Source organism: Pelagibacterium nitratireducens (assembly GCF_037044555.1).
Taxonomy (GTDB): Bacteria; Pseudomonadota; Alphaproteobacteria; order Rhizobiales; family Devosiaceae; genus Pelagibacterium; species Pelagibacterium nitratireducens.
This window is the reverse complement of sequence record NZ_CP146275.1, coordinates 3,324,868-3,346,752: the sequence shown is the minus strand read 5'-3', so window position 1 is coordinate 3,346,752 and position 21,885 is coordinate 3,324,868. Positions and strand designations below refer to the sequence as shown.

Below are 21,885 nucleotides of genomic sequence, written 5' to 3'. Positions count from 1 at the left end.
CGTCCATGCCCTTGCCCCGCTGGGTCGATATCATCCTTCTGCCGGTGCTCAACGTTACCCTGGCCTTCATCATCGGTGGTATCGTTGTCCTGATCGTGGGTGAAAACCCCATCGAAGCTGTCCGCATCATGATCTACGGCGCCTTCGGCTACGGATACGGTTTCGGGTTCACGCTCTATTACACCACCAATTTCATTTTCGCGGGCCTGGCCGTTGCGGTCGCCTTTCACGGCGGGCTGTTCAATATCGGCGGCGAAGGGCAAGCCTATGTTGGCGGGCTCGGCGCCATTCTTGTGGCGCTTGCCGTTGGCGGGTTGCACTGGGCCTTCGCCCTGCCGCTCATCATGATCGCCTCGGCGCTTTTCGCTGGCGCATGGGCCTTTATTCCCGGCTATCTGCAGGCCAAACGCGGGTCGCACGTCGTCATCACCACAATCATGATGAACTTCATCGCCACCTCGATGATGAGCTACATCATCTCGCGCATCCTGAAGCCGGAAGAAATCAATTCCGACGAGAGTGCCCGCATCGCTGAAGTCACCCGTGTGCCGTTCCTGGCTGAATGGATACCGCTGCTTCGCAACACGCCGGTCAACATCTCCTTCATTCTGGCCATTCTCGCATTGATCGGCGTCTATATCCTGATCTGGCATACCAAGTTCGGCTACGCCCTGCGCACTATGGGACATAACAGCACCGCCGCGCGATATGCGGGTATGTCCAACGCCAAGCTCATCATGGCCACCATGGCAATTTCCGGAGCGCTTGTCGGTATGGTCGCGGTAAACGACACTGCCGGTGCCCATGGCCGCCTGATTTTGGGTTACGTAGCCGGCACCGGCTTTGTCGGCATCGCCGTGGCCTTCATGGGCAAGGCCCACCCGATCGGGGTGGGGCTCTCAGCGCTGCTCTTCGGCGTGCTCTATCAGGGTGGGCAGGAGCTGGCCTTTACCATGCCCGCTATCACCCGCGAAATGATCGTCACCATTCAGGCCCTTGTGATCCTGTTTACCGGTGCCATGAGCAACATGCTGCGCCGTCCGGTCGAATTTGCCTTTATGGCAACGCGGCAAAAGCGAGATCCCGATCCCGTGCCGCAAGAGAAGGGGGCATAGGCGATGGAGGACATCATCTCGGTTCTCACCACCACCATCCGCGTCTCGACCCCGCTGATTCTTGCCTGCCTCGCCGGCCTTTATTCCGAGCGCTCGGGAATCGTCGATATCGGGCTCGAGGGCAAGCTGCTCGGCTCGGCCTTCGGCGCCGCCGTCGTGGCCTCGGTCACCGGCAATGTCTGGCTCGGGCTCATGGCCGGCATTGGCGTGTCGCTGATGTTTTCGGCCGTACACGGCCTCGCCTCGATCAATTTCCGCGGCAATCAGATCATTTCCGGCGTGGCGCTCAATTTCCTCGCCTCGGGCCTCACCGTCTTCCTGGGCGCCGCCTGGTTCGGCCGTGGCGGCAACACGCCCGCCCTGTCCGGCGGTGCCCGCTTTTACGGTATCGAGTTGCCCTTCGCGCGCGAGCTGGCCGGTGTTCCGGTCATCGGCCCCATCTATTCGGGGCTCCTGTCCGGACACACGATTCTCACCTATCTCGCCTTCCTCGCCGTGCCATTGACCGCATGGGTGCTCTGGCGCACCCGCTTCGGGCTGCGCCTGCGCGCCGTGGGCGAAAACCCAAAGGCCCTGGACACGGCCGGCATGTCGGTGAGCTTCCTGCGCTACAAGGCCCTCGCCATAACCGCCGTTCTGGTTGGTACGGGCGGGGCGTATCTCTCGACGGCCCAGGCCGCCAGCTTCTCGCGTGAAATGAGCTCGGGCCGCGGCTATATCGCGCTCGCGGCACTCATCTTTGCCAAATGGAGACCCTATCCAGCCCTCGGCGCCTGCCTCCTGTTCGGCTTCCTTGAAGCCATGCAGTACCGCCTGCAAGGCGTCGAACTCCCGCTGATCGGCGCTGTCCCCACCCAGGCCATGCAGGCTCTGCCCTACGTGCTCACCATCCTGCTGCTCGCCGGCTTTGTCGGTCGCGCCATCGCGCCCAAGGCGGCCGGTCAGCCCTATGTCAAGGAACGGTGATGGCAACACTTTCGCCGCAGGATAAAACCCTGCTCGACGCCGCCGAGGCCGTCCGCGCCCTCGCGTACGCGCCCTATTCGAACTTCCATGTCGGCGCCGCAATCCTGGCCGATGATGGAAACATCTATTCGGGCTGCAATGTCGAAAACGCTGCCTACCCCGTGGGTAATTGCGCCGAACCCTCGGCCATTGCCGCCATGCTGGCCGGCGGCGGCAGGCGCATCGAAAAGATCTTTGTGACGGGCCCCGGCACAACCCCCGTCACCCCCTGCGGCGGTTGCCGCCAGCGCATCCGCGAATTCGCCTCCGAAACCACCCCAATCATCTGCCTCGGGGTCGAGGGCGAACCGCTCTTTACGACGCTGGGCGAACTTCTGCCCCACTCTTTCGGCCCTGAGTTTCTGGGCCGCTAGAGCGTTTCCAGGATAGGTGGGTACCACTTATCTGGTTCGGAAGCGCGACAAAACAAAGACTTAGAGCAGTTTCAGCGGTTCGGAGAAATGCTGAAACTGCTCCAGCTCTGGGTATCGGATGGGGAGGTCCACCGGAGCAAACGCGAAAACCATAAGGCACTGAGAATGGCCAAGGCACAAAAGACCATCCGCAATCTGGCGGGCGATACCCCGATCGATGCCGCGCTGATCCTGGGCTCGGGCCTGTCGGACATCGGCGACCTGCTGACCGACAAGGTCACGATCCCCTTTTCCGATCTCAAAGGTTTCCCCCAGGGCGGCGTTTCCGGCCACGGCAAGGATCTGCTCATCGGCCAGATGGGCTCCCGGCGTCTCGCCATCCTCACCGGCCGCCAGCACTATTACGAGCATGGCGACCCCGCCGCCATGCGCCCGGCGCTTGAAACCCTTGCCGAACTCGGCGCCAAAACGCTGCTCCTGACCAATTCCGCCGGCTCGCTCGATCACGACGTCCCGCCCGGCAATCTGATGCTGCTCTCCGATCACATTAATTACGCCGGCGTCAATCCGCTGATCGGCGAGGATACCGACGCCCGCTTCGTCAACATGGTCGATGCCTACGATCCCGAGTTGCGCGCCACGACCCACGCGGTCGCCGCCCGCCTCGAAATCGCCCTCAAGGAGGGCATCTATATGTGGTATTCTGGCCCCAGCTTCGAAACGCCGGCCGAAATCCGCATGGCCCAGACCCTGGGTGCAAACGCGGTCGGCATGTCCACGGTCCCCGAGGTGATCCTGGCGCGGTTCCTGGGCCTTAAGGTCTGGGCCTGTTCCTCGATCACCAATATGGGCGCCGGCATGGCTCAGGAGGTCATCTCCCACACCCAGACCAAGGACGTGGCGAAATACGGGGCCGAGAAATTGAAGCGCCTCATCCCGGCGCTGATGGAGGAGATATGAGTCTCAAGATCGTCGACAGCCAGAGCCACGCCACCGGCCACAAGCGCAATCCGGGCTTCCCGCTCGATCTCGATTGGGTCGAACGCGTGCGCATGAACCGCTCGGCGCTCGAACGCCGCGCCGGAACGATCGGCGCCCGCCGCTCGGTCAAAAAGGACCACCAGCTTGCCTGGCTTTTGAAGGCCGTGTCACTGATGGATCTGACCACGCTCAATTCCGATGACACGCCGGGCCGGGTCGAACGCCTGTGCGCCAAGGCCCGCAATCCCATCCGCGCTGATCTGGTCGAAGCCATGGGCGTCAAAAAACTGGGCGTTACTCCGGCGGCGGTCTGCGTGTACCACAATTTCGTTGCGACCGCCGTCAAAGCGCTCGAGGGCACAGATATCCCCGTCGCCGCGGTTTCCACCGCCTTCCCCCACGGGCTGACCCCCCTCAAGATCCGCCTTGCGGAAATCGAGGCCTCGGTCGAAGACGGCGCGAAGGAAATCGACATCGTCATCGAGCGCGGAATGGTGCTCAGCGGCGATTGGCAGGGGCTTTACGATCAGGTTCGTGCCATGCGCGCCGCCTGTGGTGAAGCCCATATCAAGACCATTCTTGGCACCGGCGAGTTGGCAACGCTCACCAATGTCGCCAAGGCTTCGCTGGTCTGCATGCTGGCCGGCGCCGATTTCATCAAGACCTCGACCGGCAAGGAAAAGACCAACGCGACCCTGCCCACCTCTCTGGCCATGGTCCGCATGATCCGCTGGTTTCACGAGCAGACCGGCATCGAGATCGGCTACAAGCCGGCCGGCGGCATTTCTAAGGCCAAGGACGCGCTGACCTATATGGCGCTGATGCGCGAGGAACTGGGCCGCAACTGGCTCGAACCGCACCTGTTCCGCTTTGGCGCCTCCTCGCTTTTGACCGATATCGAACGCCAGATCGAACACGGCATCACCGGCCACTACGCCGCCGATTACCGCTTCGCGATGGCCTGAGCGCCATGGCTTCCAGCGCTTCACCCATCCCCACTGTCATCCCGGGATTTATTCCCGGGGACCAGTGTGCGTTTCTCCAGACTCCGGCCCCTTGAGTGGTCTGGTCTAGGATAACACGCCGAGTTTAGGGGCTCCAAAGCCCGGAGAAAGAAAATGACCAAAGTGGCGGAAATCTTTGAAACCCTCGAATACGGCCCGGCTCCCGAAGCGCCCGGCCCGGCCCTCGATTGGCTGGCGGCTCATGGCAGGAAATTCGGCCATTTCATCGATGGTGATTTCACCAGGCCGGGCAAAACCTTCGCCTCGACCAATCCGGCCAATGGCGAAAAGCTGGCCGACATTTCCGAAGCCGGCAAAGCCGATGTGGACAAGGCCGTAAAGGCGGCCCGCGCCGCGTTCTCCGGCTGGTCGCAACTGAGCGGCTTTGAGCGCGCCAAATATCTCTATGCCATCGCGCGCCAGATTCAGAAGGAAAGCCGGCTGTTTGCCGTTCTTGAAACCCTCGACAATGGCAAGCCGATCCGCGAAACCCGCGACATTGATATCCCCCTCGTCGCCCGCCATTTCTATCATCACGCCGGCTGGGCCCAGCATTTGGGGAAATCCTTCCCCGACCATGTGCCCTATGGCGTTTGCGGTCAGATCATCCCGTGGAATTTCCCGCTGCTGATGCTGGCCTGGAAGATCGCTCCGGCCCTCGCGGCGGGCAACACGGTTGTCCTCAAGCCCGCCGAATTCACATCGCTGACCGCATTGCTGTTCGCCGAAATCTGCGCTCGCATCGGCCTGCCCAAGGGCGTCGTCAACATCGTCACCGGGGCCGGAGAAACCGGCGAGGCCATTGTCACCCACCCCGATATCGACAAGATCGCCTTTACCGGCTCCACCGAGGTGGGCAAGATCATCCGCCGCGCCACTGCCGGTTCGGGCAAGGGTCTTTCGCTCGAGTTGGGCGGCAAATCGCCATTCGTCGTGTTCGAGGATGCCGATCTCGACAGCGCCGTCGAAGGGCTGGTCGATGCCATCTGGTTCAATCAGGGGCAGGTGTGCTGCGCGGGCTCGCGCCTTCTTGTCCAGGAATCGATCGAGACCGCCTTCATCGCCAAGATCAAGCAGCGCATGAAAACCCTGCGCGTCGGCGATCCGCTGGATAAATCCATCGATATCGGCGCGCTCGTTGCCCCCGTTCAGGTCGAACGGGTTCTCGATCTCTTAAAGGCCGGCAAGGCCGAGGGTGGCGAGTTCTATTCGCCCGATGGCGATATGCCGCAAAAGGGGTGCTATGTCCGCCCCACGCTGGTCACCGGCATTTCTCCGGCCCACACGCTGGCGTCCGAAGAAATCTTCGGCCCCGTCCTCGTCGCCATGAGCTTCCGCACACCTCAAGAGGCGGTAGAGCTGGCCAACAACACCAAATATGGCCTGGCCGCTTCGGTCTGGACCGAAAACGTCAATCTCGCCCTCGATATCGCCCCTCAGATCAAGGCCGGCGTCGTGTGGATCAATTCCACCAATCAGTTCGACGCAGCGGTCGGCTTCGGCGGTTATCGCGAATCCGGCTTTGGCCGCGAAGGGGGAAGGGAAGGCATGGCCGCCTACCTCAAGCCCGCCTGGGAGAAAAAGCTCAAAGCCGCCCCGGACGTGAAACGGCCCACTCCGGCCGACACAAGCGAAACAACCGGCATCGACCGCACGGCAAAGCTCTATATCGGCGGCAAGCAGGCCCGCCCCGATTCAGGCTATGCAAGGTCCGTCCTATCGGCCGACGGCAAGCATCTGGGCGAAGTGGGAGAGGGCAACCGCAAGGACATCCGTAACGCTGTCGAAGCGGCCCGCGCCGCCTTGGGCTGGAGCAATGCCACGGCCCATAACCGCGCACAGGTGCTCTATTACCTCGGGGAAAATCTCGATTATCGCAAAACCGAATTTGCCGATCGCATCCGGTCGATGACCGGCACCTCGGCCAATGCGGCGCGGCGCGAGGTCGATCTTTCGGTCGAGCGGCTGTTTGCCTTTGCCGGCTGGGCCGACAAGTTCGATGGTGCCGTTCATAATCCGCCCGCCCGCATGATGGCTGTGGCCATGGTCGAACCGGTTGGCGTCGTCGGCATCGCCGCCCCGCTCGAAAGCGCGCTGCTCGGTGCCGTTTCCCTGCTCGCCCCGGCCATCGCCATGGGCAACACCACGGTCCTGATCCCCTCATCGGCCTATCCGTTGGCCGTCACCGATTTCTATCAGGTGCTCGAAACCTCCGATGTCCCCTCCGGCGTCGTCAACATCGTCACCGGCGATGCGAAATCACTGGCCACAACCCTTGCCGAACACGATGGCGTGGACGGCATCTGGTTCGCCGGCTCTCTGGCAGACTCCACCGAAATCGAAAGGCTCTCGGCGGGCAACGTCAAGCAAAGCTGGACCACGCGCGGACTGGCCTTCGATTGGGCCGACCCGGCGCTGGAGGGCGAATATCTCCTGAGCAAAGCCACCCAGATCAAAAACGTCTGGGTACCCTACGGAGCCTGAACCATGAACGAGAAGATCGAAGTCGAAAACTTCACCTCCCCCAACCACAAGACGCGGGTCGATAAGGCCAAATACATGGCGGTCCGCGAAGCGGTGATGAAACACATTCCCACAACCGAACCGGGCGCCACCCCGGCCGATCTGATCGCCGCCATCAAGCCCGACCTGCCCCAGGACCTGTTTCCCGGCGGCGAAAAGGCCGGCTGGTGGTTCAAATGCGTCCAACTTGATCTTGAGGCCAAGGGCATATTGAAACGCGCGCCAAAATCTCCCGTCCGGCTCCACAAGGTCTGATCCTGCATGCCGCTTCTCCCCCAGGAAGTGATCGCCAGAAAACGCGACGGTCTGGAACTTGACCCAGCCGATATCGCCGGTTTCGTCGCCGGGCTCACCTCCGGCGCTGTCAATGACGCGCAGGCCGCCGCCTTTGCCATGGCCGTCTATTTCCAGAACATGACGCGTAATGAGCGCGTGGCGCTGACCCTCGCCATGCGCGATTCAGGCCGCGTGCTCGATTGGTCCGATCTCGATGGCCCCACGATCGACAAGCACTCGACCGGCGGAGTGGGCGATAACGTGTCCCTCATGCTCGCGCCAATTCTTGCCGCTTGCGGCGCTTATGTTCCGATGATTTCCGGCCGCGGTCTCGGACACACCGGCGGCACGCTCGACAAGTTCGATTCCATCCCCGGCTATATGACCAATCCCGACATCGACACCCTGCGCCGGGTGGTCAAGGACGTGGGGTGCGCCATTATCGGCCAGACCGATGATCTCGCCCCCGCCGACCGGCGGCTCTATTCCATCCGCGACGTCACAGCGACTGTCGAAAACATCTCGCTCATTACAGCCTCCATCCTCTCCAAAAAGCTCGCCGCCGGGCTCGATGCTCTCATCCTCGACGTCAAGACCGGCTCGGGCGCCTTCATGAAGACGCTCGAGGATTCAGTCGGGTTGGCCGAAAGCCTGGTATCGGTCGCCAATGGAGCGGGGCTGAAAACCGGTGCGCTGATCACCGACATGAACCAGCCGCTCGCCTCTGCGGCGGGCAATTGGCTGGAGGTGAAAAACGCCATCGATTTCCTCACCGGCGCCCATCGCGACCCGCGCCTCGAAGAGGTAACGCTCGCCCTTTGTGCCCACGGACTGATCCTCGGGGGTATGGCGCTCGACTATGATGACGGGTTTATCCGCGCCAAAATAGCACTCGACAGCGGTGCTGCCGCCGAGAAGTTTTTTGCCATGGCAAATGCGCTGGGATCCTGGCACGATTTGGAAAAATATGTGCCCGGTCCAGTGGGTGTGGTAAGGGAAGTGTATGCTGCGTCCATTGGGCGTGTGGCCCGGATCGATGTACGTGCCTTGGGCATGGCGGTGGTCGTTCTGGGGGGAGGACGCACCGATCCAAATCAGAAGCTCGACTACCATGTGGGCTTTGATCGCCTCGCCGGCATCGGCACGAAAGTCGACCCGCAAACCCCCATCGCCCGCATCCATGCCCGCGACGAGGCCACTGCCGCAGAGGCCGAAAGGCGCCTTCTCGCGGCTTACGTGATCGATGAGGATGCGCCTGAACATCCGGTTATCTATAGTGAAATTCTTCCCCAGGGAGGCCAGTGATGCCCCGCGCCATTTTATGTCTGCTCGATAGTTTCGGCATCGGCGGTGCCCCCGACGCCGCCGATTTCGGCGATGCGGGCGCCGACACCCTCGGCCACATCGCCCAGGCCTGCGCCGATGGCCGTGGCGATATCGAAGGCACCCGTAAGGGTATGTTATATCTGCCAAATCTCGACGGCCTCGGCCTGGGCGCCGCAGCCGAACTGTCCACCGGCACAGTCCCGCCCGGCCTGAGCAACGCCCCCCTCGGCGGGCGTTGGGGCGTTGGGCGCGAAGTCTCGATCGGCAAGGACACTCCGTCCGGCCACTGGGAAATCGCCGGTGTCCCGGTTCCCTTCGCATGGGGCTATTTCCCTAACGAAAATCCGGCTTTCCCATTGGAATTGCTTGCAAAAATCTACGAAGCGGCAGGACTTGAAGGCTCCCTTGCCAACACCCACGCCTCGGGCACGCAGGTCATTGAGGATTTCGGTGAAGAGTCAATTCGCACCGGAAAACCCATCTTTTATACTTCGGTGGACTCAGTCTTCCAGATCGCCGCCCACGAGGAGCATTTCGGCCTCGAAAACCTCTACGCGCTCTGCGAAACGGTCTTCAAGTTCACAGCCCCCCTAAAGGTCGGTCGCGTCATCGCCAGACCTTTCCTCGGCGAGGACGCCAAGAGCTTCAAACGCACTGGAAACCGGCGCGATTTCGCCATCGATCCCCCCGAAGATACGGTGCTCGATCGCCTCAAATCGGCCGACCGGCAGGTCTATGCCATCGGCAAGATCTCCGACATCTACGCAGCGCGCGGCATTACCCACAAGATCAAGGCATCGAGCAACATGGTGCTGTTCGACCGCACGCTCGAAGCCATGGATATGGCAACCGATGGCGCGCTGATTTTCACGAACTTCGTTGATTTTGATACAGAATTCGGTCACCGGCGCGACCCGGGCGGCTATGCGGACGCCCTCGAACAGTTCGATCGCCGCCTCCCCGAACTCATCGCCAGGCTCCGCGACGACGATCTTCTGGTCATCACAGCCGATCACGGCAACGATCCAACCTGGCCCGGCACCGACCACACGCGCGAGCAGGTGCCAATCCTGTTATTTAGCCGCGCTTTGGACAAGGGCAGCATTGGCCTGCGCCCCGTTTTGTCCGATATTGGCGAAACAATTGCCCACTGGCTGGGCATCGCGCCGGGCAAGCACGGCTCCAGCGCCCTATAACCATAAACAAAGAGCGGCCTCATGCAGAACCTGACCATCGTCGATCACCCCCTTGTCCAGCACAAGCTCACCATCATGCGCTGCAAGGACACCTCGACCGCCAGCTTCCGCAGGCTTCTGCGCGAGATCGCGCATCTTCTATGCTACGAGGTCACGCGCGACCTTGAGGTCGAATATATTGATATCGAAACCCCCGTCGGGCCCACCCGGGCCCCAACCCTCAAGGGAAAAAAACTCGTATTCGCCTCGATTCTGAGGGCCGGTGAGGGGCTTCTGGCTGGCATGCTCGATCTGGTTCCTTCGGCACGCGTCGCCCATATCGGGCTTTACCGGGACCCCGAAACCTTGGAGGCTGTCGAATACTATTTTAAGGCCCCCTCAGACGCCGCCGACCGGTTGGTGATCGTCGTGGACCCTATGCTGGCAACAGCGAACTCTGCCATTTCGGCGGTACAAAAACTCAAGGATCGTGGGGCCAACAATATCCGCTTCCTGTGCCTGCTGGCCGCGCCAGAGGGGGTGGAGCGGTTTACAACAGCCCATCCCGATGTGCCGATCTTCACGGCCAGCATGGATGAAAAGCTCAATGAGCATGGCTACATAGTTCCGGGTCTGGGCGACGCGGGCGATCGGATGTACGGCACGCGCTAGCTTTTGAGCGGCAATCCAAGACCGACAAGCTCGGCCCTGAGCGCCTCGGGCGATGAAAAATGGATCGCTTCCATGCCGACCGCGCGGGCCGAAACCACATTGGCCTCGTTGTCGTCGATAAAGACACAGGATTCCGGCGCCAATCCATAGCGGTCGCAAAACAGACGGAAGATGCGGGGATCGGGCTTGACCATTTTTTCAAGTCCCGAGACCACCACCCCGTCGAACTTTTCGAGAAAGCTCCACTCGTCGAGCACCGAAACCCATTTCTCCCATGAGAAATTGGTGATCGCAAAGGTCGGGATTTCCGCTTCGATCAACTCGTTGTGGATATCGACTGTGCCCTGGAAAATGCCGCCGATGGTCTCTTTCCAACGGGTATCATAGGCTCCGATTTCACGCCAGTAGCGGGGGAAGCGGGTAATCAGCCTGGCCACGCCTTCGGCATAGATATCCCCGGCATCGAACTCAAGGTTCCAATCCTTGGTGCAGATGGTGTCGCCAAACCACCGCGCCTCTTCTTCGGTCGCAAACAGCTTGCGGAACAGATACATCGGATCCCAGTCGACAAAGACGCCGCCAAGATCGAAAACGGGAATGAGGGGTTCGGACATCGCTATCGCTCCAGGGTTCGATCGATGTCATGTCAGGCAGATGCGTGATTTACAACCACCCATGGCGCTGGCGCGCTGAGACAAGAGAAAAGGGCGATCCGGTATTTGCGGCGTCGCGGCAATGGCTGCTGGCTGAGGGCTAGCAGCGCCAGCCCCAGCACCCGCCGCCCCATCCACCACCAGGGCCACCCCATCCACCGCCAGGACCGCCCGGTCCATCGTCATCGCCATCGCCAGCGGAACCGCCATCATCCTCTCCGGACTCTTCATCCTCGTCGCCTGCGACGTCGTCGACGACATCGTCCACTGCATCGACAACGTCTTCGATGAGCCCCCCGCCGGTCGGAGAGCCGTCCGGTGGAAAGCCGAATTCGCTGACGTCCTTGCGGGTTACGTGAAGGGAACGCTGCCCGAGGGGGACTGTGCTGTTAAAGACGGTCCCGAACATGGGAGAATAATCGTAGCTTACTTCGGCAACCACCACATAGCGCTCATCTGAAAGCGTCAGCAGGTCGCTTGGCAACTCATATGTCTCTCCGTTGCTGGCGTCGATCTCCCAATTGCGCGCGGTCGCGCCGGTTACTTCGGTAGAACTGCCGTTCACTTCGACGATGGTCAGCCGAAGCTTCGTGTTCTCGAAGTCAAACGGGCGCATGATTGCGATTCCGGATTGAAAGAACGCATGAACCTCGTCGCGTGTGATTGAACCTTCCTGGGCCACCAGATCCGATACGGTGGAGGCGACCTGGCCCAGTTTACGGTCAATGGCCAGGCCCTGCGTTACGTCTGTTGCCCCCAGATAGCTCAGCAACAGGATGGGCACGATCAGCGCGAACTCGACTGCCGCTATTCCCTTCTGGTTGCGGAGTAATCTGGCCAATGCCCCGGCTATGCCCTGTCGCGGTTCGTACATGATCAGAAGGGCTCCGTTCGAAAGACGTGCGTCGCGGCCAGAAGGCGCTTGCCATCGGCTGTCTGTCCGGCATTCAGGCCCGGAATATTGAAGAATGTCGGCCATTTGTAATAGGCCTCAATCATCATGGTTTCGAGCGGCCCTGCTTCGGTGTAAAAATTGTCCATCGTCCATTCGCCCGTGTCGGTGTCGATGGGTCCGGACATCGAAAAGCTGGCGAAATCGTCGATAGGGCGCACCGACATACGCACCTGTTCGCAATCGAAGATGCCATACAGGCGCCCGCAGAGCGCTTCCCTATAGTCGGCTTCCGAGGAAATATAGGCCGATTGCCCAGTACGGATCAGCCGCGAGGAGTCGATAACCGCTGTGTCGAGGGCATAACCTGCAAAAAAGGCGAGGGCGGTTTCCAACGTTGCCCCAATCAAGGCAAGAAACGCCGGACCGACAATCGCAAATTCGATGGCTGTCACACCTCGATCGGACAGGGCAAAACGGCGCGCCAACCTGCGGGCCAGCCATTTCCGTCTCGATAATCGTGTTGCGGTAGTCCCCATGCCCGCGCTCCGTCTGAAATCGCTGGGCACAATACGCAAAGCTCTCCTAACCAATAGTTAGGGTTTGGATCGCGTGACCGCGCATCTGAGGCCACGGTAAACCGGACCTTAAGGAGTTGGGAAGATTTCGACCTATCGGCTGGCCGCGCCGTCGATGATGGTGCTCGAAGAGACCACGTCCGAGGTATAGCTGGTGTCGTCGCCCAGCATGATAACGGGCTGGCAATTGGGTGCGCACGCCATCGATGTCCGCTGGGCGCCCATAAACACGGTAACGGTGTCGGAGGTGAGTTGAGCCACTTCGACAATGGTATCGGCTATGGGATCGCCATTGGAATCGAGGATGATCATGTTGGTCCGGCCAAAGCTCTTGCCGGTCAGGATCAGGGTCTGGGGGTCCTGTATCGTGACATCGGCAATTGCCGGATTGCCGATAATCACCGTGGCAGCCGGCGCGTTGATGCGAAGCACCCGGGCCATGTTGGTATTGACAGTGACCGTAATGGCGTCCTGGTCCTGAGCGATGGCGGGACTTAGGCCATATCCGCTGATTAATAATACTGCAGCAATCAGGGTGCTGCGCAATTGACCCGGCATGACTGGCTTCCCGTCCCGATTGGCATGGTTACCCGATCATGGACGGCAATGGTTACGATTTGGCAAACGAGAGCGGGTCCGGCGGCGGTGTATATATTGAGTTGATGGCAGCGATAATAGTTATCGTTTTACAAGTCGGTTAAACCATTTGCTAGTCATATTGAGTATTGGCTTTGAACGGCCGGTTTTGAGCCTTAGGATTAACTCTATTTCAACTGGCCGGGACTAGCTTTGCCCCATGTTCGATGTGTGACGCGTCGAACGATGCAGTCACTTGAGGACGCACGAACAAGGAGCTTAGTCATGAACCTTTTTAAGAAATTCATCGCCGATGATTCCGGCGCCACTGCCATCGAATACGGCCTTATCGCGGCGCTTGTTGCCGTTGTGATCATTGCCGGCCTTTCACTCATTGGCCCGCAGCTCGAAGAGACATTCTGCACGATCGGCGCATCGCTGCGGGACGGCACAGAAACCGTTACGACGACGTGCTGATCTAACACTGACGTTAAATCAGTTTTGCATGGAAAGAGGGCCATTGGCCCTCTTTCTTTTTTGTTTGTTAAACAGCCGTCGCTATCGTTGGTCGACGACGACAACACGAATGAAGAGGGTGTGCATCGTGTTCGGTCTATTCATTAAGGACAGTGAAGGCGCGACATCGATCGAATACGCGCTCATTGCCTCGCTCGTCTCAATCTCCATCATTGGAGCATTGATTTTCTACCAGGAGCAAATGGATGGAATGTACCAGTACATTTCAGACAGCATAGCCGTTGTTTTCCAGTAAGACTGACCAATATTGCAAATGTTCAATCCCTTGATCGCACTGATATTCCCGCTTCTGATGGCCTTTGCTGCCTGTTCAGATCTGCTCACCATGCGCATTTCGAACGCGCTCGTTGCCGGTGTTATTGTCGGTTTTGTAGGTGTCGCTCTGGTCGTGGGCATGAGCCCGACCCTGATCGGCATGCATCTGGCCGCCGGCGCACTGGTGCTGGCCGTCACTTTCACCCTGTTTGCTCTGGGCTGGATCGGTGGCGGGGATGCAAAGCTGGCGGCTGGGATCGCCATGTGGATGGGCTTTGAGTTCATGCTGCCCTTTCTTCTTTACGCGGCCGTTCTGGGCGGCGTTTTGACCTTGGCCCTTGTCATCGGTCGCCGCTGGGCGCTACCGGCCCCGCTCCTGAGCGTTGGCTGGATACAGCGCCTGCATCATCCCAAGACAGGGGTGCCCTATGGTATTGCTCTGGCGATCGGGGCCATGCTGATCTATCCGCAGACCCTGATCTATGAGCGTCTGGTCACCAATCAGGCTGTCCAGCAGACCCTGCTCGATCAACTGGGCACACTTTGAAGTCTTGCCGGGCCGTCGCCTTGCGCTCGTTGAGCACAAGGTTTCGCGTTGGGCAGGAAGCTCTTCCTCTAAACCATTGGTTAACCTTTGCAAAAAAGCATCAATTAACCAAGTTTTGACCCTTTACCGGCAATAGTTGCCCCATCAGGCCGTAAGCGCATCCAAATATGGCGTGCCAAGGCTGATCGTTGCGGGGGCTCAAAGCGCTGAGGTGTGCTGTCTCCCGAAAACAATGCAGGTGCCGCGACAGGCATGGGCTAGTGGGAGTGTAGGGTCAGATGAAACCGGCGCGTATTCTGCTCATCGTGGTTGCCATCGTCGCGGGCGGGCTCGCGGCGTTCCTGGCGACACGCGGCAACAATCCCCGACCACAAGAGACCGAATCCGCAGCGCTTGAAGTGCAAACCGAATCGCGCGCCCAGGTTCTGGTCGCAACGCGGGCAATCGGCCTCGGACAGCGCCTGACCGAAGCGGACGTGGGCTGGCAGGATTGGCCCGAAGGCGGCGTGCGCTCCGAATTCATCACGGCCGGTGCGGTACCCGATGCGCCCCAGCAGGTGACAGGCTCGGTGGCCCGTTTCGAATTTTTCGCCGGCGAACCGATCCGCGAAGCCAAACTCGTCAATTCGACCCAAGGCTATCTCTCGGCGGTCATCGGACAGGGCATGCGAGCCGTTTCGGTCTCGGTAAACCCTGATTCGGCGTCGGGGGGATACATCGTACCCAACGACCGCGTCGATGTCGTTCTCACCCCTTCCGGTGGCGATTATTCCGAAACAATCCTTTCAAATGTTCGCGTTCTGGCAATTGGTACGCGGCTCGGTGAGGTCGGTACGACCGGCGGGCAGGTCGATCCCGATAACCCCTCTTCCCAGGTCTTTGAAAAAGCCGAGATCGCCACGCTCGAGCTCACGCCTGCCCAGTCGGAAACCATTTTGCAGTCCGGGTCCGTCGGTCGGCTGGCGCTTGTTCTGCGCTCGGTTGTCGATTTCGGGCAGACCGCAGCGGACGATCATGGCGGCAGCCAGACCGTAAGGCTCGTCCGCTACGGACAGTCCCAATCCGTTACATCCAGCGCGCAACGTACTACTCCGTCCTCCGGCACGTCGGTCTCGGCTCTGGACAATCCAGCCGATCCAACGGTGTCGGCCCAGCCGTTGTCGCCCGTCATCGAGGTCAGATAGATGCTCTTCGTTCCGAAACAGCCTTTCGCCGCTCGAGTTGATCTGATGCGAGCCCTGTTTGCAGGCTTGCTGCTGGCCACCCTGTTTGGTGCCACACAGGCCCTGGGGGCCACTTCGCCGCATCTGCGAATTGCCCAGAGCGAGCTGGGGCGCACCCAATACGTGGAAATCGGGGTCAATAAATCGATCATCATCGATCTGCCGGTTGAGGCCGGAGAGGTTATCGTCTCCCAGCCAAACGTGGCTAACGCCCTGATGCGGACACGGACCCGTGCCGTCATTCAGGGCATGGCTCCGGGCGAAACCAATATTTTGTTCCTCGATTCCTCGGGTGCAGGCATTGCGGTGATCGAGATCTCGGTTGCCCAGGACTCCTCGGGCCTTGCGGCAACCATCAATCGGCTGCTGCCTGGCTCTCGCGTTCAGGTGCAGTCCTTTGCCAATTCTGTCATTCTTTCGGGCGATGTTCAGTCCGGCGATGACATGGAAAAGGCAGTTGCCATCGCCGCGCAATATGTGGGCGGAGAAGCCAATGTCACTTCCGTCATCAACGTTGCAGGCGGTCAGCAGGTCGCGCTCAAAGTCGTAGTCGCCGAGATCAAGCGTGACGCGGCGAAAGCTCTGGGAATCAATCTGTCCGGTTCGCTCTCGGTTGGCGCGCTTAACCTGGGCATAAATTCGGATCCCACAATCGGCGATACCGCAGGCAGTTATTCAGGCGATTTCAGCCAGGGCAATTTCTCCATCGACGCTTCGCTGCAGGCGTTGCAGAGCCAGAACGCCCTGCGCCTTCTCGCCGAACCGGTGCTTACGGCAATGTCGGGGCAAGAAGCCAATTTCCACGTCGGCGGTGAGTTGCCGATCCGCGTCGTCACCGACGGTGAGGAAAGCTACGACTACAAGGAATATGGCATAAAGCTCAATTTCACACCGACCGTGCGCTCGAATGGATTGATCGCGCTCGATATAGATACCGAAGTCTCCGAAATCTCCGATACGATTTCGGGTGCCCTCAATTCGCGCAGCGCGTCCACTTCGGTGGAACTTCCGGCCTACCAGACCCTGGCGATCGCAGGATTGCTCGAAGAGCGCACACGGCGCCAGATCAATGAATTGCCTGGGCTCGGCAACATCCCCATCCTCGGTGCGCTGTTCCGGTCCTACGAATACAGCACGTCCCAGACCGAACTGGTGATCCTGGTCACGCCGGTGATTGCCCAGCCAAGTGTGGCACCGGTGGCCACGCCGGACGATTTCTACGAGCCCTCGTCAGATGCAGAAGCCATGTTCCTTGGGCGCATGGAGAACATGTACGGGGTCGGCGGCGCGGGGGGCGGACAGTTCCGTGGTTCCGTGGGCTTCATGCTCGATTGATCCCTTCGCTCCGGCATCGCCGCCGGCGCGCCCTTTTTGAGACGTCCCGCTTGGGGTAGAAACGATGACCTTTATCGACAACGACGATCGTGCAAATGCATCCGAGGCACCCACCGAGACCGTAAGCGGGGCACGGCTGATCCCGCGCATAACGATCCAGGCTTTCTGTGAGCACTCCCAGACCGCGCAGATCATCGAAGACACGACGCACGACCGGCGAATGTCTAAGGTGGCCCTCACGACCCACAATGGCGGCTTGGAAGGGGCGGTTGAAACTTACCGCACAAATCCCACGCCCAACCTGATCATCGTTGAAACCACGCTGCCCGCAGACCAGATCGAAAGCGCTCTGGGAAAACTGGCGGAGGTGTGTGACGCCTCGACGCGCGTCATCGTCATCGGCCACGTCAATGATGTCATGCTCTATCGCAGCCTGATCCGCGCCGGTGTTTCCGAATATCTGGTCATGCCGTCCTCGAGCGCGACAATCATCAATGCTATAACCGATCTTTTTGCATCGGAAGGCGCAGCTCCGATCGGCCGTTCCATGGGCTTTATTTCGGCCAAGGGCGGCGCCGGGGCGTCCACCATTGCCCATAACGTTGCCTGGGCCATCGCCCGCTCGATCCGCCAGGACGTTCTTGTGGTCGATCTCGACCTGCCCTTCGGAACCGCCGGGCTCGACTTCAATCAGGATCCGCCGCAAGGCATTGCAGATGCCATCTATGCCAGCGACAAGATGGATGCTGTGATGCTCGATCGGCTGATGAGCAAGGCGGCAAATCACATTTCGCTGCTCGCTGCACCGGCCACCCTCGACAGAGCCTACGATCTCACAGAGCGCAGCTTCGAACAGGTTATCGAACTCAGCCAGAAAACCGTACCCGTTGTCATTCTCGACATACCGCATCTGTGGACGGGCTGGGTGCGCCATACTTTGGCTGCTGTCGATGAGGTGGTGATCGTGGCCGAGCCAGACCTAGCCAATTTGCGAAATGCCAAGGCGATCGCCGATGCGGTCAAGGCCATGCGCCCGAGCGACAGCGACCCCATTATCGTGGTCAACAAAACGGGTATCTCCAAGCGTCCGGAAATCCCCGCGGCGGAGTTCGCTTCATCGATCGAATGCCGTCTCGCTGCCCAGATCGGGTTTGAGCCGGCCCTGTTCGGGACCGCCGCCAACAACGGCCAGATGATTGCGGAGGTCTCGGGGACTCACAAGGTCAATGACATTTTCCGCACGCTTGGACTGGAACTGACCGGGCGGTCCGGCGCCGAGGCGGGCAGCCGCCCCTCCGGAATCCGGCTCCCCGATCTGTTTCGCATGCGCAAGCGGGCGTAATTACAAGGAAGGCTTTAAACGATGTTCGGCAAGCGTGCGAGTTTCGGTGGCAACACCCAGCCGGCTCCGAGTCGCCCCGCGCCTCCTCCCGAGACTCAGGAGGTTGAACGCGCCCGCGAGCAGTCGGCGATCGCGACGTCCGAAGCCCAACGAACGACACGAATCGAAGAGGGTGTCGACAACGTCGAACCCAATGGGCGCGACAAGAACTACTTCCAGACCAAGTCCTCGATCTTTTCGGCCCTGATCGATTCCATCGACCTGTCGCAACTCGCCGCGATGGATCAGGATTCTGCGCGTGAGGAAATTCGCGACATCGTCGCCGAAATCATCGCGCTCAAGAATTTCGTCATGTCAATTTCCGAGCAGGAAGACCTGCTCGACGATATCTGCAATGACGTTCTTGGCTATGGTCCGCTCGAACCGTTGTTGGCCCGCGACGACATCGCCGATATCATGATAAACGGCTCTCAGCGCTGCTATATCGAAGTCAGTGGCCGGGTGAAGCTGACCAATGTGCGCTTCCGTGACGATGCGCACCTGATGAATGTGTGCCAGCGCATTGTGAGCCAGGTGGGCCGTCGCGTTGACGAGTCCTCTCCCATATGCGACGCGCGCCTGCCCGATGGCTCTCGTGTCAACGTCATCGCGCCGCCGCTTTCGATCGATGGGCCAACGCTCACCATTCGTAAGTTCAAAAAGGACAAGCTGACCCTGCCGCAGCTGGTCAAGTTTGGCTCGATTTCTCCCGAGGGTGCCGAAGTGCTGCGCGTTCTGGGCCGCGTGCGGGCCAACGTTCTGATTTCCGGCGGTACAGGTTCGGGCAAGACCACTCTGCTCAACTGTCTGACTGCCTTCATCGACAAAGACGAACGCGTCATCACCTGCGAGGATTCGGCCGAACTGCAGCTCCAGCAACCCCATGTGGTGCGCCTTGAAACCCGCCCGCCCAATCTCGAGGGCGAGGGCGAGGTCACCATGCGCGAGTTGGTCAGGAACTGCCTGCGCATGCGTCCCGAGCGGATCATCGTCGGCGAAGTCCGTGGCCCTGAAGCGTTCGATCTTCTCCAGGCCATGAACACCGGCCATGACGGCTCCATGGGTACGCTGCACGCCAACTCGCCGCGCGAAGCCCTTTCCCGTCTTGAATCGATGATAACCATGGGCGGGTTCGCGCTGCCCAGCCGCACCATTCGCGAGATGATCGTGTCGTCGATCGATGTGATCGTCCAGGCCGCTCGCCTGCGCGATGGTTCGCGCCGCATCACCCATATTTCAGAGGTGCTCGGCATGGAAGGCGACGTCATCGTCACCCAGGACGTGTTCCTCTATGACATCATGGGCGAAGACGCCAACGGGGCCCTCCTCGGTCGCCACCGCTCGACCGGCATTACCAAGCCCCAGTTCACCGAAAAAGCCCGCTACTTCAACGAGGAAATGGCGCTGGTCGAAGCGCTGGAGCGGGCAAATGTCGAACAACACGAACTGATGCGTTGACCATGAGCCCAATCGTCCTCGGCATTCTTGTCCTGGTTTGCGTTGGAGCGCTTGGCGTTGCCTTCGTGCCTGCGCTGGCGGGGTCCAGTCGGGCTGACAAACGCATGAAAGCCTTGCAGGCCGACGTTCAGGTGCGCCGTCAGACCGTTACCGCCGACAAGACCAGAGAAACGCGCCGCCGCACGGTGCAGGATGCACTCAAGCAGCAATCCGATCAGCTCAATGCGCGCCGCGCCAAAAAGACCCTGAAACACAGAATATTTCAGGCCGGGATCAAGACCACCTTCAAGGTCTGGGTGCGCAATTCGATTATTTTGGGCGTCGCTCTGTTGGTAATCCTGGTCGTGGTGCAGGTGCCGCTGCCCTTTGCCGCGGTCATTGCGGCCGCGGGTGCATATGTCCTGCCCAATATCTATCTCGGCTGGCGTCGCAAGAGGTATCAGGCCGCCTATCTCGACGAATTGCCGAACGCCGTCGAGGCCATCGTTCGCGGCGTCCGGGCCGGCATGCCGCTCAACGACTCCATTCGGCTCGTCGCCCGGGAGGTCAAGCAGCCGGTGCGATCGGAATTCATGCGCGTTCTCGATCAACAGTCCGTCGGCAAGAGCATGGCCGAAGCGGTGCCTGTACTTTTTGATCGCGTGCCGTTGTCCGAGGTCAACTTCTTCATCGTTGTCATTACCGTCCAGCAGCAGTCGGGCGGCAACCTTTCCGAGGCGTTGTCAAACCTCGCCATCGTCCTGCGCAACCGCAAAAAGATGAAAGCGAAGGTCAAGGCGATGAGTTCGGAGGCCAAGGCCTCGGCGATGATTATCGGCGCCCTGCCTGTTTTCGTTATCGGTGCTGTATCCGTGATCAGTCCCGGCTACCTGGCGCCGCTCTTTACCACCAGTGTCGGTACGATCTGCCTTGGTGTTGCCGCGGGTATGATGATGACGGGTGTGTTCGTCATGAATCGTATGATCCAGTTCGACTATTAGGGAAGATTTGCGCGTGAGCCTCGCTGACCAGATCGTCAATCCCGACTTTCTCATCGCAGTTTTTGCGGCCATTTCGGCTGCTGCGATCGTCTTTACGTTCGGCTCCCAGATATTCGAGCGCGTCGAACGCAAGGACCGCATCAAGAAGGTGGCCATAGAGCGCGAACAGATGCGGGCGCGTGAAATGGCCCGTTTGCGCAACCAGGCCGATGGTAAGGAAGGCGGGAGGGGCAACATTCGCGGTGCCGATGCCCGTACCTATATGAAGTCCACAGTCGAGCGGTTTTCGCTCCAGAAGGCATTTGTGGACGAGAACACGATGGACCGCCTTGCTCAGGCAGGCCTGCGTGGCCAGGGCGAACTGACAAAGCACCTGTTCGTGCGTTTCGTTGCTCCCTTTCTCTTTTTTGCGCTCGGTGCTTTCTATCTCATTTTCATTACGCCCGGCGACCGTCCGCTCTTTCTCAATATAGTTTATGCCGTGGGCGTGGGGTTGGTCGGGGCTTACATCCCCGTTCTGATGCTGCGCAATAAGATTCAGAAACGCCAGCGCTCGATCAAGAAGGCGTGGCCAGATGCGCTTGATCTCATCCTTCTCTGCGTTGAATCGGGCATGTCGATCGAGCACGCCATAAAGCGGGTTGCCAAGGAAGTCGGGCTTCAAAGTGTTGAACTCGCCGAGGAAATGACCCTCACGACGGCCGAACTGTCCTTTCTTGAAGATCGGACCCGCGCCTATGACAATCTTGCCCGGCGCACCGGACTCGACAGCGTGCGTTCGGTGATGACGGCGCTCATCCAGGCCGAGCGCTACGGCACCTCGGTGGGACAGGCGCTCCGCGTCATGGCCGAAGAAGGGCGAGACGCGCGTATGATGGAAGCCGAGAAAAAGGCGGCCGCGCTGCCGCCCAAGATGACCGTCCCCCTGATCGTCTTCTTCCTGCCGGTTCTCTTTATCATCATCATGGCGCCGGCCATCATCACCGTCACCTCGCTCTGACGGGACAGCAGCGGGGCCC

23 protein-coding genes are annotated in these 21,885 nt (G+C 60.1%); 19 read left to right on the top strand and 4 right to left on the bottom strand.

Translation table 11 applies throughout. The features are described from left to right. The first annotated feature begins 5 nt into the window (after window positions 1-5). The 10 genes from V6617_RS16430 to upp all read left to right on the top strand — a co-directional run bounded on the left by V6617_RS16430 (window position 6) and on the right by upp (window position 10,451). Window positions 6-1,115 (top strand): ABC transporter permease, encoded by a 1,110-nt coding sequence (locus tag V6617_RS16430; protein ID WP_338607995.1) that lies wholly within the window; start codon window positions 6-8, stop codon window positions 1,113-1,115. A 3-nt stretch (window positions 1,116-1,118) separates the two neighbouring features. After that, window positions 1,119-2,081, top strand: a complete 963-nt coding sequence (locus tag V6617_RS16425) for an ABC transporter permease (RefSeq protein ID WP_264225499.1) — start codon at window positions 1,119-1,121, stop codon at window positions 2,079-2,081. Further along, the gene (locus V6617_RS16420) at window positions 2,081-2,494 is read left to right on the top strand and encodes a cytidine deaminase (protein WP_338607994.1); all 414 of its coding nucleotides are present in this window, start codon (window positions 2,081-2,083) and stop codon (window positions 2,492-2,494) included. The genes V6617_RS16425 and V6617_RS16420 overlap by 1 nt, the downstream gene beginning before the upstream one ends. A 165-nt stretch (window positions 2,495-2,659) precedes the next feature. Then, window positions 2,660-3,454 (top strand): purine-nucleoside phosphorylase, encoded by a 795-nt coding sequence (locus tag V6617_RS16415; RefSeq protein WP_264225497.1) that lies wholly within the window; start codon window positions 2,660-2,662, stop codon window positions 3,452-3,454. Next, a complete protein-coding gene (gene deoC / locus V6617_RS16410; RefSeq protein ID WP_338607993.1) occupies window positions 3,451-4,440 on the top strand; it encodes a deoxyribose-phosphate aldolase in 990 nt (329 codons plus the stop codon). The genes V6617_RS16415 and deoC overlap by 4 nt, the downstream gene beginning before the upstream one ends. 153 nt (window positions 4,441-4,593) lie before the next feature. After that, a complete protein-coding gene (locus V6617_RS16405) occupies window positions 4,594-6,963 on the top strand; it encodes an aldehyde dehydrogenase family protein (protein WP_338607992.1) in 2,370 nt (789 codons plus the stop codon). A 3-nt stretch (window positions 6,964-6,966) separates the two neighbouring features. After that, window positions 6,967-7,257, top strand: coding sequence for a DUF6958 family protein (locus V6617_RS16400; RefSeq protein ID WP_264225494.1), 291 nt, complete (start codon window positions 6,967-6,969; stop codon window positions 7,255-7,257). 6 nt (window positions 7,258-7,263) lie between these two features. After that, on the top strand, window positions 7,264-8,583 hold the full coding sequence (gene deoA / locus V6617_RS16395) for a thymidine phosphorylase (protein WP_338607991.1): 1,320 nt from the start codon (window positions 7,264-7,266) through the stop codon (window positions 8,581-8,583). Further along, window positions 8,583-9,800 (top strand): phosphopentomutase, encoded by a 1,218-nt coding sequence (locus V6617_RS16390; protein ID WP_338607990.1) that lies wholly within the window; start codon window positions 8,583-8,585, stop codon window positions 9,798-9,800. Before deoA ends, V6617_RS16390 begins: the two co-directional genes overlap by 1 nt. A gap of 21 nt (window positions 9,801-9,821) precedes the next feature. Continuing rightward, window positions 9,822-10,451, top strand: a complete 630-nt coding sequence (upp, locus tag V6617_RS16385; RefSeq protein WP_338607989.1) for a uracil phosphoribosyltransferase — start codon at window positions 9,822-9,824, stop codon at window positions 10,449-10,451. Here upp and V6617_RS16380 read toward each other — a convergent pair. The 4 genes from V6617_RS16380 to V6617_RS16365 form a co-directional block, all read right to left on the bottom strand. Continuing rightward, on the bottom strand, window positions 10,448-11,065 hold the full coding sequence (locus tag V6617_RS16380; RefSeq protein ID WP_338607988.1) for an HAD family phosphatase: 618 nt from the start codon (window positions 11,063-11,065) through the stop codon (window positions 10,448-10,450). The two genes, upp and V6617_RS16380, sit on opposite strands and share 4 nt — an antisense overlap. A 139-nt stretch (window positions 11,066-11,204) precedes the next feature. Continuing rightward, on the bottom strand, window positions 11,205-11,978 hold the full coding sequence (locus V6617_RS16375) for a TadE/TadG family type IV pilus assembly protein (RefSeq protein WP_338607987.1): 774 nt from the start codon (window positions 11,976-11,978) through the stop codon (window positions 11,205-11,207). A 2-nt stretch (window positions 11,979-11,980) separates the two neighbouring features. Further along, window positions 11,981-12,535 (bottom strand): TadE/TadG family type IV pilus assembly protein, encoded by a 555-nt coding sequence (locus V6617_RS16370; protein WP_338607986.1) that lies wholly within the window; start codon window positions 12,533-12,535, stop codon window positions 11,981-11,983. Window positions 12,536-12,667: 132 nt separating this feature from the next. Then, window positions 12,668-13,132 (bottom strand): pilus assembly protein N-terminal domain-containing protein, encoded by a 465-nt coding sequence (locus tag V6617_RS16365; protein WP_338607985.1) that lies wholly within the window; start codon window positions 13,130-13,132, stop codon window positions 12,668-12,670. Between the two features lie 303 nt (window positions 13,133-13,435). On the opposite strand from V6617_RS16365, the gene V6617_RS16360 reads away from it, so the two are divergent. The 9 genes from V6617_RS16360 to V6617_RS16320 all read left to right on the top strand — a co-directional run bounded on the left by V6617_RS16360 (window position 13,436) and on the right by V6617_RS16320 (window position 21,866). Next, complete coding sequence (locus V6617_RS16360) at window positions 13,436-13,627, top strand: Flp family type IVb pilin (protein WP_338607984.1); 192 nt, start codon at window positions 13,436-13,438, stop codon at window positions 13,625-13,627. A gap of 28 nt (window positions 13,628-13,655) precedes the next feature. Then, entirely contained in the window at window positions 13,656-13,922 is a 267-nt protein-coding gene (locus V6617_RS16355; RefSeq protein WP_338607983.1) for a Flp family type IVb pilin, read from the top strand. Window positions 13,923-14,012: 90 nt separating this feature from the next. After that, a complete protein-coding gene (locus V6617_RS16350; protein ID WP_338610749.1) occupies window positions 14,013-14,489 on the top strand; it encodes an A24 family peptidase in 477 nt (158 codons plus the stop codon). A 278-nt stretch (window positions 14,490-14,767) separates the two neighbouring features. After that, entirely contained in the window at window positions 14,768-15,673 is a 906-nt protein-coding gene (cpaB, locus tag V6617_RS16345; RefSeq protein WP_338607982.1) for a Flp pilus assembly protein CpaB, read from the top strand. A 45-nt stretch (window positions 15,674-15,718) separates the two neighbouring features. Then, entirely contained in the window at window positions 15,719-17,047 is a 1,329-nt protein-coding gene (locus V6617_RS16340) for a type II and III secretion system protein family protein (protein ID WP_338607981.1), read from the top strand. Window positions 17,048-17,111: 64 nt separating this feature from the next. After that, window positions 17,112-18,389, top strand: coding sequence for an AAA family ATPase (locus V6617_RS16335; protein ID WP_338607980.1), 1,278 nt, complete (start codon window positions 17,112-17,114; stop codon window positions 18,387-18,389). Between the two features lie 21 nt (window positions 18,390-18,410). After that, window positions 18,411-19,886: a CpaF family protein gene (locus tag V6617_RS16330; protein WP_338607979.1), complete on the top strand. Its 1,476-nt coding sequence runs from the start codon at window positions 18,411-18,413 to the stop codon at window positions 19,884-19,886. A gap of 2 nt (window positions 19,887-19,888) precedes the next feature. After that, complete coding sequence (locus V6617_RS16325) at window positions 19,889-20,866, top strand: type II secretion system F family protein (protein ID WP_338607978.1); 978 nt, start codon at window positions 19,889-19,891, stop codon at window positions 20,864-20,866. A gap of 7 nt (window positions 20,867-20,873) precedes the next feature. Next, window positions 20,874-21,866, top strand: coding sequence for a type II secretion system F family protein (locus V6617_RS16320; RefSeq protein WP_338607977.1), 993 nt, complete (start codon window positions 20,874-20,876; stop codon window positions 21,864-21,866). Window positions 21,867-21,885 lie beyond the last annotated feature (19 nt).

Excerpts from the sequence above, each read along its gene's own strand:
- V6617_RS16420 (WP_338607994.1), top strand. The coding sequence starts at position 2,081 with ATGGCAACACTTTCGCCGCAGGATAAAACCCTGCTCGACGCCGCCGAG.
- V6617_RS16400 (WP_264225494.1), top strand. The coding sequence starts at position 6,967 with ATGAACGAGAAGATCGAAGTCGAAAACTTCACCTCCCCCAACCACAAG.
- V6617_RS16375 (WP_338607987.1), bottom strand. The coding sequence starts at position 11,978 with ATGTACGAACCGCGACAGGGCATAGCCGGGGCATTGGCCAGATTACTC.
- deoA (WP_338607991.1), top strand. The coding sequence starts at position 7,264 with ATGCCGCTTCTCCCCCAGGAAGTGATCGCCAGAAAACGCGACGGTCTG.
- upp (WP_338607989.1), top strand. The coding sequence starts at position 9,822 with ATGCAGAACCTGACCATCGTCGATCACCCCCTTGTCCAGCACAAGCTC.
- V6617_RS16330 (WP_338607979.1), top strand. The coding sequence starts at position 18,411 with ATGTTCGGCAAGCGTGCGAGTTTCGGTGGCAACACCCAGCCGGCTCCG.
- V6617_RS16405 (WP_338607992.1), top strand. The coding sequence starts at position 4,594 with ATGACCAAAGTGGCGGAAATCTTTGAAACCCTCGAATACGGCCCGGCT.
- V6617_RS16390 (WP_338607990.1), top strand. The coding sequence starts at position 8,583 with ATGCCCCGCGCCATTTTATGTCTGCTCGATAGTTTCGGCATCGGCGGT.
- V6617_RS16340 (WP_338607981.1), top strand. The coding sequence starts at position 15,719 with ATGCGAGCCCTGTTTGCAGGCTTGCTGCTGGCCACCCTGTTTGGTGCC.
- V6617_RS16325 (WP_338607978.1), top strand. The coding sequence starts at position 19,889 with ATGAGCCCAATCGTCCTCGGCATTCTTGTCCTGGTTTGCGTTGGAGCG.
- V6617_RS16430 (WP_338607995.1), top strand. The coding sequence starts at position 6 with ATGCCCTTGCCCCGCTGGGTCGATATCATCCTTCTGCCGGTGCTCAAC.
- V6617_RS16425 (WP_264225499.1), top strand. The coding sequence starts at position 1,119 with ATGGAGGACATCATCTCGGTTCTCACCACCACCATCCGCGTCTCGACC.
- deoC (WP_338607993.1), top strand. The coding sequence starts at position 3,451 with ATGAGTCTCAAGATCGTCGACAGCCAGAGCCACGCCACCGGCCACAAG.
- cpaB (WP_338607982.1), top strand. The coding sequence starts at position 14,768 with ATGAAACCGGCGCGTATTCTGCTCATCGTGGTTGCCATCGTCGCGGGC.
- V6617_RS16415 (WP_264225497.1), top strand. The coding sequence starts at position 2,660 with ATGGCCAAGGCACAAAAGACCATCCGCAATCTGGCGGGCGATACCCCG.
- V6617_RS16370 (WP_338607986.1), bottom strand. The coding sequence starts at position 12,535 with ATGGGGACTACCGCAACACGATTATCGAGACGGAAATGGCTGGCCCGC.
- V6617_RS16380 (WP_338607988.1), bottom strand. The coding sequence starts at position 11,065 with ATGTCCGAACCCCTCATTCCCGTTTTCGATCTTGGCGGCGTCTTTGTC.
- V6617_RS16350 (WP_338610749.1), top strand. The coding sequence starts at position 14,013 with ATGCGCATTTCGAACGCGCTCGTTGCCGGTGTTATTGTCGGTTTTGTA.
- V6617_RS16360 (WP_338607984.1), top strand. The coding sequence starts at position 13,436 with ATGAACCTTTTTAAGAAATTCATCGCCGATGATTCCGGCGCCACTGCC.
- V6617_RS16365 (WP_338607985.1), bottom strand. The coding sequence starts at position 13,132 with ATGCCGGGTCAATTGCGCAGCACCCTGATTGCTGCAGTATTATTAATC.
- V6617_RS16355 (WP_338607983.1), top strand. The coding sequence starts at position 13,656 with ATGGAAAGAGGGCCATTGGCCCTCTTTCTTTTTTGTTTGTTAAACAGC.
- V6617_RS16335 (WP_338607980.1), top strand. The coding sequence starts at position 17,112 with ATGACCTTTATCGACAACGACGATCGTGCAAATGCATCCGAGGCACCC.